2 protein-coding genes are annotated in these 1,420 nt (G+C 62.0%); both read left to right on the top strand.

From position 1 onward, the window contains the following. The coding region (locus NA647_RS19550; RefSeq protein ID WP_256059162.1) for a ribbon-helix-helix protein, CopG family at positions 1-271 on the top strand (271 nt) is incomplete at its 5' end. Continuing rightward, positions 249-1,148 (top strand): hypothetical protein, encoded by a 900-nt coding sequence (locus tag NA647_RS19545; protein ID WP_256059161.1) that lies wholly within the window; start codon positions 249-251, stop codon positions 1,146-1,148. The genes NA647_RS19550 and NA647_RS19545, both read left to right, overlap by 23 nt. Positions 1,149-1,420 lie beyond the last annotated feature (272 nt).

Genomic DNA, 1,420 nt, shown 5'->3' with positions numbered 1-1,420 from the left:
AATGGCCACATCCAAGATTAGCGTCTCACTTCCCGTCGAGCTCGTTAGCGACCTCGATTACCTCGCCAGCCGCACTGGCGTTTCCCGCTCCGCTCTGATCAGTGGCCTGCTCTGCGAGGCTGCCAGTGAGGTCCGTAAGATTCTTGAGCTGATCCCACCTAACCCGACGCCTGCTGAGATGCTCCGCATGCGTGGCCAGTCCGAGGAAGCCATCCGCGCCCGCCTAGAGTCGCTCAAGGGAATGACCGATGACCTCTTCAGCTCAAAGTGAACTGCGGATCTTCTGCGACTACCTGGACGCCACGTTTGCCCCAGACGACTGCCCTTACCCAGACCTGAACCGGTTCCTGCTTGGGAATGACTTCCGCGTTGCTCGCGATAACGGCGGACGCATGCTCTACGTGCCCCCTGTTGGCCGTGGGACGCTCTCCGTCGAGCATCGCGCCCGGTTCGCTCGTGTGTCCGCATCAGGCGGGGTTTGCTCCTACCTACGGAGCATCCGCATTTGGGACGAGTACCTGCACATTCTCGCCACCTCGCCGCACAAGGTGACTCGTCTTGATGCGTCCGCTGACCTCGCTCTAGACGGCGCTGACGCCATCGCGATGTACCAGTCTAGGTTTCCAGATGGCTCAACCCCCCTGACGCGCAAAAGCCTCAAGATCGACTACATCACGGCTGTGCGCTCCGATGGCCGCTATACCGGCACGATGAGCATCGGTTATGGGTCTGCTGCCCGGTTCACTGCCAAGGTCTACGACAAGGCGTGGGAAGCCCTCTGCAACCGCAAGGAAGTGCTGCCTCCTACTACCCGCGTCGAGGTCACGGCCTGCAAGGATGCCGGTGCTACACTGCGTGACGCCTCGGAGCCTGCTGCTCTGTTCTGGCACATCGCAGCCCCTGCGCTGCTCAACCGTCCTGAGGGCGCCCCTATGTGGGAACCAAACACCGATTACCACCCTCGGTCGCAGCCTCGTGACTTCAACACCGCTGAGACCTTGCGCCGCCGCGTCGAGTACTCCGCTGAGCTGGCCGCTCTGAGCCTCCTAGCTGACGACCTAGGGGCTGAGGGCCGTCGCTACCTGCTGTCGCTCATACAGGACCGCCTAGAGGCTCCTGTGGGCCTTCCTGCCGCTGCCAATCAGTAGAGCCGCGACTGGGCGGCTGGCCGGGAGGGCTCCCGCCTGCGGGAGGGACCCGGCCAGGCGATCGGGCGTGGCCGGCAAGCGACAGCGCGCCAGGTGTTCCCCTGCACGGCTCGAATAGTCGACTAGGTAATACCGACTATTCGTTTGAGTGGTAACGATGCCCTTTCCCCTCCAGCCCTTGTATACCGTGGCTTTTAGGCTTTTTCTCGTCCCGCTTGTGCTTTTATTAGGTAGCACCTAAGATTACGGCTCCTACTCCAGCGCCCGGTAGC

It is taken from the genome of Stutzerimonas stutzeri (assembly GCF_024448985.1).
Classification (GTDB): Bacteria; Pseudomonadota; Gammaproteobacteria; order Pseudomonadales; family Pseudomonadaceae; genus Stutzerimonas; species Stutzerimonas stutzeri_AP.
This window is presented reverse-complemented; position numbering and strand designations above follow the sequence as displayed.